The 7,115-nt window shown below is 63.2% G+C and carries 4 protein-coding genes; all 4 read left to right on the plus strand.

Translation table 11 applies throughout. From position 1 onward, the window contains the following. Window positions 1-206 precede the first annotated feature (206 nt). Genes AC19YS_RS28050 through yghU form a run of 4 tightly spaced genes read left to right on the plus strand, consistent with a single transcriptional unit; the run spans window position 207 to window position 6,834 of the window. Entirely contained in the window at window positions 207-3,386 is a 3,180-nt protein-coding gene (locus AC19YS_RS28050) for an efflux RND transporter permease subunit (protein WP_500603138.1), read from the plus strand. 1 nt (window position 3,387) lies between these two features. Continuing rightward, the gene (locus AC19YS_RS28055) at window positions 3,388-4,557 is read left to right on the plus strand and encodes an efflux RND transporter periplasmic adaptor subunit (RefSeq protein ID WP_179608544.1); all 1,170 of its coding nucleotides are present in this window, start codon (window positions 3,388-3,390) and stop codon (window positions 4,555-4,557) included. Then, window positions 4,550-5,995, plus strand: a complete 1,446-nt coding sequence (locus AC19YS_RS28060) for an efflux transporter outer membrane subunit (RefSeq protein WP_179608542.1) — start codon at window positions 4,550-4,552, stop codon at window positions 5,993-5,995. The genes AC19YS_RS28055 and AC19YS_RS28060 overlap by 8 nt, the downstream gene beginning before the upstream one ends. Before the next feature lie 2 nt (window positions 5,996-5,997). Next, complete coding sequence (yghU, locus tag AC19YS_RS28065) at window positions 5,998-6,834, plus strand: glutathione-dependent disulfide-bond oxidoreductase (RefSeq protein WP_500603139.1); 837 nt, start codon at window positions 5,998-6,000, stop codon at window positions 6,832-6,834. Window positions 6,835-7,115 lie beyond the last annotated feature (281 nt).

The following is a 7,115-nucleotide window of genomic DNA, read 5'->3' on the forward strand; positions in this document are numbered from 1 at the left end:
CTTTCAGACCGAAGATAGCTCGCAGATGAAGACTGAGACAGCTTGAAACAAATTAGTTGCGTACGCCACTAAATTGGATATCGTGGCATATGCCTCTTTGTGACCCGGATGTCGTTACAAACTCCCCAGGAAACGCATGGGGCGAGGCGGGAAAACGGCACGGCTCTGCCTGCTTGATCATCCAACCCCTGTCTGGATCACCTCCTATGCTGAGCCTCGTGCGCATCGCGTTGCGGCGCCCCTATACCTTTCTGGTATTGGCTATTTTCATCCTGATCATCGGCCCATTGGCGGCCTGGCGCACGCCGACCGACATCTTTCCCGAAATCCGTATCCCCGTCATCGCGGTGATCTGGCAGTACACCGGCCTGCCGCCCGACCAGATGGCGGGGCGCATCACTTCGCCGTTCGAGCGCGTGCTGACCACCACGGTCAACGACATTCGCCATATCGAGGCGCAGTCGATGAATGGCTACGGGATCGTGAAGATCTTCTTCCAGCCCGGCGTCAACATCAGCACGGCCAACGCCCAGGTCACATCGGTGTCCCAGGCGATCCTGCGGCAATTGCCGCCCAGCACCGTGCCGCCGCTGGTGCTCAATTACAGCGCCTCGACCGTGCCCATCGTGCAACTGGCCCTGTCGGGCCCCGGTTTGAGCGAGCAGCGCCTGGGCGATATTGGCCTTAATCAGGTGCGCCTGATGCTCACCACCGTGCCCGGTGCGGCGCTGCCATACCCCTTTGGCGGCAAGAGCCGCCAGGTGCAGATCGACCTTGATTCGGCGCGCATGCAGGCGCGCGGCCTGTCGGCGCAAGACGTCGCCACCGCGCTGGCCACGCAGAACCTGATCACGCCGGTGGGCACGCAGAAGATCGGCAGCTACGAATTCAACCTGCAACTGAACAACGCACCGTCGGATTTCCATGACCTGGAAAACCTGCCGATCAAAACCGCCGACGGCACCACCGTGTTGATCCGCGATGTGGCCACCGTGCGCGACGGCAACCCGCCGCAAACCAACATCGTGCACGTGAACGGCAACCGCTCGGTGCTGCTGCCGGTGCTCAAGACCGGCTCGGCCTCGACCTTGGGCGTGATCGCCGGGATCAAGGAAAAACTCGCGGACAACAAGGCCGCCTTGCCGCCTGACCTGAACATCGACCTGATTGGCGACCAGTCACTGTTCGTGCGCTCGGCGATCAGCGGCGTGGCCCGTGAAGGTTTGATCGCGGCGGCGCTGACCAGCCTGATGATCCTGCTGTTCCTTGGCAGCTGGCGTTCGACGGTGATCATCGCCACGTCGATTCCGTTGGCGATCCTGGCGTCGATTGCCACGCTTTCGGCCCTCGGCGAAACCCTCAATATCATGACCCTCGGCGGCCTGGCGCTGGCAGTCGGCATCCTGGTGGACGACGCCACGGTGACCATCGAGAACATCAACTGGCACCTGGAGCAGGGCAAGCCGGTGGAGACCGCTATCCTCGACGGCGCGGCGCAAATCGTCACGCCGGCGTTCGTTTCGCTGCTGTGTATCTGCATCGTGTTTGTGCCGATGTTCTTCCTCGACGGCGTGGCGCGCTTTCTGTTCGTACCGATGGCCGAAGCGGTGATTTTCGCCATGATCGCCTCGTTCATCCTGTCGCGTACGCTGGTGCCGACCCTCGCTAACTACCTGCTCAAACCGCATGGGCACGCTGAGGACGGGCACGCGCCATCGCGCAACCCGCTGGTGAATTTCCAGCGCGGTTTCGAACGGCGTTTTGAAGGGTTTCGCGAGCGCTACCACAGCGTGTTGGACAGTGCCTTGCACCATCGCCGCACAGTGGTGATCGGCCTGCTGGCGTTTGTTGCGGTGTCGTTTGCGCTGGTGCCGTTCCTGGGGCGCAACTTCTTCCCCGAGGTCGATTCCGGGCTGATCCTGCTGCACGTGCGTGCCCCGGTGGGCACACGGGTGGAAAGCAACGCGCATTTGATCGCCGACATCGAAAACGCGATCCGGCGCAAAGTCCCGGCCAATGAGCTCAAGGCGTTGGTCGACAACATCGGCCTGTCCATCAGCGGTATCAACGTGGTGTACAACAACACCGGCACCGTGGGTTCCCAAGACAGCGACATTCAAATCAGCCTCAATGAAGGCCACCGCCCGACGGCGGAATACATGCGCATATTGCGTGAAACCCTGCCACGCGAGTTCCCCAGTGCGGTGTTCTCGTTTCCGGCATCGGACATCGTCGGGCAGATTCTCAACTTCGGCTCGTCGGCGCCGATTGACCTGCAAATCACCGGCAATAACCTGGCGGGCAACTTCACCTACGCCAGTACGTTGCTGCGGGATATTCGTCGCGTGCCGGGCGTGGTCGATGCGCGTATCCAGCAGTCGCGGCAACTGCCGACGTTCAATATCGACGTGGACCGCACCCGTGCGCAGTTGGTCGGCCTTACCGAGCGTGACGTGACCAACAGCCTGGTGGTCAACCTCGCCGGTTCCAGCCAGGTGGCGCCGACCTTTTGGTTGAACCCGGCCAACGGGATCTCTTACCCGATCGTCATGCAAACCCCGCAGTACAGCCTTGAAAGCCTGGCGGCGCTGCACAACCTGCCGTTGAGTGGCAGCAGCGGGGCGGCCACCGACCAGACATTGGGCGGCCTGGCGAATATCCAGCGCAGCCACAGTAATTCGGTGTTCACCCAATCGGATATCCAGCCGGTGGTCGAAGTGCTGACGGCGATCCAAGACCGCGACCTCGGTGGCGTTGCCGCCGATATCCAGAAGATCATCGCCGCCCACGCCGGTGAAGTGCCGACCGGCTCCAAGGTCATCCTGCAAGGCCAGGTGCAGACCATGAACGCGGCGTTCAGTGGCTTGCTGTTCGGCCTGCTCGGCGCAGTGGTGCTGATCTACTTGCTGATCGTGGTCAACTTCCAATCCTGGGCCGACCCGTTTGTGATCATCACCGCATTGCCGGCGGCACTTGCAGGCATTGTGTGGATGCTATTTGTCACCCACACGCCGCTGTCGGTGCCGGCGCTGACCGGGGCGATCATGTGCATGGGTGTGGCCACTGCCAACGCCATTCTGGTGGTGAGCTTCTGTCGCGAACGCCTGGCGGTGCACGGCGATGCGGTGCAGGCCGCGCTCGAAGCCGGCTTCACCCGGCTGCGGCCGGTGTTGATGACGGCCATTTCGATGATCATCGGCATGGCGCCCATGGCCTTGGGCCTGGGCGAGGGCGGCGAGCAGAACGCGCCACTTGGCCGTGCGGTGATCGGCGGCCTGGCCTTTGCCACCATTGCCACGTTGATTCTGGTTCCGTTGATTTTCAGTCTTGTCCACGGGCGTCGCCAGCACGCCACGCGTGCGACCACCGTTACCCAAGGGGTTTGACATGTCCGTTTCCGTTTCTAAATCCAAGTCTTCCCGTGGCCTGTTGTGGCTGATCGGGGGCGCGGCCGTGGTGGTTGTCATCGTCGGTGTCGGCATCGGCGTGCGCGCCAGTGAATCGCGCGACCTCAAGACCTGGACCGACGCCCAGGCGCTGCCCAGCGTCAACCTGATCAAACCGGTGGTGCAAGCCCAGGGCCCGGTGCTCAACTTGCCGGGGCGGATGGAGGCGTATTCACGCGCGTCGATCTTTGCGCGGGTCAACGGCTACCTGAAATCCTGGAATGTCGACATCGGCACCCGCGTCAAAGCCGGGCAAGTGTTGGCGGAAATCGACACCCCGGAACTCGACCAGCAACTGCTGCAGGCCCGTGCCACGTTGGCCTCGGCCCAAGCCGATGAACACCTCGCCGACACCACCGCCAAACGCTGGCAGGCCATGCTGGCGAACGACTCGGTGTCGCGCCAGGACGTGGATGAACGCACCGGTGACCTGACCGCCAAGCAAGCCAAAGTGGCGGCGGCCAAGGCCAATGTCGACCAGCTGGTCGCAACCAAGGGCTTCCAGCATCTGGTCGCGCCGTTTGCCGGTGTGGTCACCGCGCGCAGCACTGACGTAGGCGCGTTGATCAGCGCCGGCGGCACCGCCGGCAAAGAGCTGTTTGCGGTGGCCGACGTCAGCCGCCTGCGCGTGTATGTGCAGGTGCCGCAAACCTTCTCGCCACAGATTCGCGAAGGCACCACCGCGCGCCTCAGCGTGCCGGAGTACCGCGGCGAAACCTTTACCGGCAAAGTGATTGCCACCGCCGACGCGGTCAACGCCGCCTCTGGCAGCACGCTCGTGCAACTGCTGGTGGACAACCCCGGTGGCCGCTTGCTGCCCGGCGGCTACACCAGCGTGCAGTTTGACCTGCCGGTGCAGGCCGACGTCATCCGCGTGCCGTCCAGCGCCTTGGTGTTCGATGACAAGGGCATGCGCGTCGCGACCCTGGACGCCAACAACCATGTGCACTTCAAGACCGTCAGCATCGCCCGCGATTTCGGTGACAGCGTTGAAATCGCCAGTGGCCTGCAGGCCGCCGACCGCGTGATCGACACGCCGCCCGATGGCCTGGCTGATGATGATTCGGTGCAGCTGGCTGTCGCCGCCACTGAGGTCAAACCCCATGGCTAAGCGCAATGTGCTGGGCCTGATCGCCACGTTGAGTTTGGGCGCCTGCTCGTTGGCGCCACCGCTGAACGTGCCGCAAACACCGATGGCCGCGCAGTTTCACACCCAAGGCCCCTGGACGGTCGGCACGCCGAACGATCAGGCCAACCGGGATGGCTGGTGGCGCGTGTACAACGACCCGCAACTGGATGCGATGCAGCAGCAGTTGCTGAAAAACAACGCCGACCTGAGCGCCGCGCTCGCGCATTACCAGCAGTCTCAAGGGTTCCTGGCCCAGGACCGTTCGGGGCTGTTCCCGAAGATCTCGGCCATTGGCAATGGCCAGCGCATTCGCCAGTCAGACACCAAACCGCTGCGCTCGGCCACTTCACCGGATGTCTACAACTCCGCGACCCTGGGCCTGGAAGTCGACTATGAAGTCGACCTGTGGGGCCGCGTGCGCGACACCGTGGCAGCCGGCACCAGCGATTCGGATGCGGCCAGGGCAGACCTGGCGTCGGTACGCCTGAGCCTGCAGGCGCAATTGGCCGACAGCTATATCCGCCTGCGCGGTATCGACTGGCAGAACCAGTTGCTGGAGCAGACGCGCGACGCTTACGCCAGGGCCCTTGGCCTGACTGAAGGTTTGCATGGCGGCGGTATCGTCTCCGGCCTGGATGTGGCGCGGGCGCGTACGCAGTTGTCGACGGTCAAGTCGCAGTTGAACCAGAGCCAGGTGCAGCGGGCGCTGCTGGAGCATTCGATAGCGGCGATGCTCGGTGAGTCGGCTTCCACTTATAGCGTCGCCGTGAACGTGGCGCCGATTGCCTTGCCGAACGTGCCGACCGGGGTGCCTTCCAGCCTGTTGCAGCGCCGGCCGGATATTGCGGCGGCCGAGCGTCGCATCGCTGCGGCCAATGCGCGGATTGGCGTCGCCAAGGCGGCGTGGTTCCCGCAGATCACGCTGAGCGCCCAAGGCGGTTATCAGAGTGACGAGTTTGCCCGCTTGCTCAGCGCGCCCAACCTGTTCTGGGCCATCGGCCCGTCGCTGGTAGGAACCCTGTTTGATGGCGGCGCGCGGCAGGCCCAGGTGGACATCGCCAAGGCCGCCACCGATGAAGCGGCGGCCAAATACCGTGGCGTGGTGTTGGGCGCGTTCGAGCAGGTGGAGGATAACCTGTCGCAAATCGCCGGACTGGGCGCTGCGCTGGATGATCAGCGCGATGCGGCGGCGGCGGCGCAATACGCCGAAGACCTGTCCACCTCGCGTTATCGCCAGGGTGCCGTGGCGTATCTGGATGTGGTGACCGCCCAAGTGGCGGCGCTGGAAGCCAAGCGCAGCGTGTTGCAATTGCAAACCCAGCAGTTGAGCGCCAATGTGGGCCTGATCAAGGCGCTGGGCGGCGGATGGAACGTGGCTCAATTGGCTGCGTCGACCCCTAATGAAACCAAGGAGAAGTGAGCATGACCGAGTACGTACCCCCGAAAGTCTGGACCTGGGACACTGAAAGCGGCGGCACCTTTGCCAGTATCAACCGGCCTATCGCCGGTGCGACCCACGAGCAGGAACTGCCGGTTGGCAAGCACCCGTTGCAGCTGTATTCGTTGGCCACGCCCAATGGTCAGAAGGTCACGATCCTGCTGGAAGAGCTGTTGGCCCTGGGGCATACCGGCGCGGAATACGACGCCTGGCTGATCAAGATCGGTGACGGTGATCAGTTTGGCAGCGGGTTTGTGGCGGTGAACCCGAATTCGAAGATCCCGGCGTTGCTGGATCGCAGTGGGGATACGCCGATTCGGGTGTTCGAATCGGGGGCGATTTTGCAGTACCTGGCGCAGAAGTTTGGGGCGTTCTTCCCCAATGAGCCGGCGGCGCGTGCGGAGTGTTTGTCGTGGTTGTTCTGGCAGATGGGCAGTGCGCCGTACCTGGGCGGCGGGTTTGGGCACTTTTATGCGTATGCGCCGAGCAAGATGGAGTACCCGATCAATCGGTTCGCTATGGAGACCAAGCGCCAGCTGGATGTGCTGGATCAGCGGTTGGCGGTGAGTAAGTACATTGCCGGGGATGAGTACACCATTGCTGATATTGCGATCTGGCCTTGGTATGGCGGGTTGGTCAAAGGCCGGTTGTATGGGGATTCGGCGCAGTTTTTGTCGGTGCATGAGTACAAGCATGTGCTGCGTTGGGCGGACGCCATTGAGGCGCGGCCGGCGGTGCAGCGGGGGCGGCGGGTGAATCGGGTTTCCGGGGAGGTTTCGGAGCAGCTGCGTGAGCGGCATGATGCGAGTGATTTGGACTGACTTTTTTTGGGGGGGAGAGTACATATCCGTTGCTGCGGTAACGGCCGCTGGTGGTTCCGCTCTTACAGCGGGTCACTTTTGGCAAACGCCCGGAATGCCGGCCCAGCCAAAAGTAACCAAAAGGTCTTTGCCCCACCACTCGGCCCCTCGCTTGGGCTCGGTGTGCCCTCACTCCGGCTTGAATCCGTGGGCCGCCGCGACGGGCCATCCATGGCCCAACGCGGCTAACCCGGCGTCCTGCCGGGTTACCCACGGATTCAAGCCTGCGTTCGGCCAGCGTG

The sequence above is a fragment of the Pseudomonas sp. MF08831 genome, assembly GCF_059862645.1.

What these genes read in the sequence shown, in the direction of transcription:
- AC19YS_RS28050 (WP_500603138.1), top strand. Translation starts at nt 207, where the DNA reads ATGCTGAGCCTCGTGCGCATCGCGTTGCGGCGCCCCTATACCTTTCTG.
- AC19YS_RS28060 (WP_179608542.1), top strand. Translation starts at nt 4,550, where the DNA reads ATGGCTAAGCGCAATGTGCTGGGCCTGATCGCCACGTTGAGTTTGGGC.
- AC19YS_RS28055 (WP_179608544.1), top strand. Translation starts at nt 3,388, where the DNA reads ATGTCCGTTTCCGTTTCTAAATCCAAGTCTTCCCGTGGCCTGTTGTGG.
- yghU (WP_500603139.1), top strand. Translation starts at nt 5,998, where the DNA reads ATGACCGAGTACGTACCCCCGAAAGTCTGGACCTGGGACACTGAAAGC.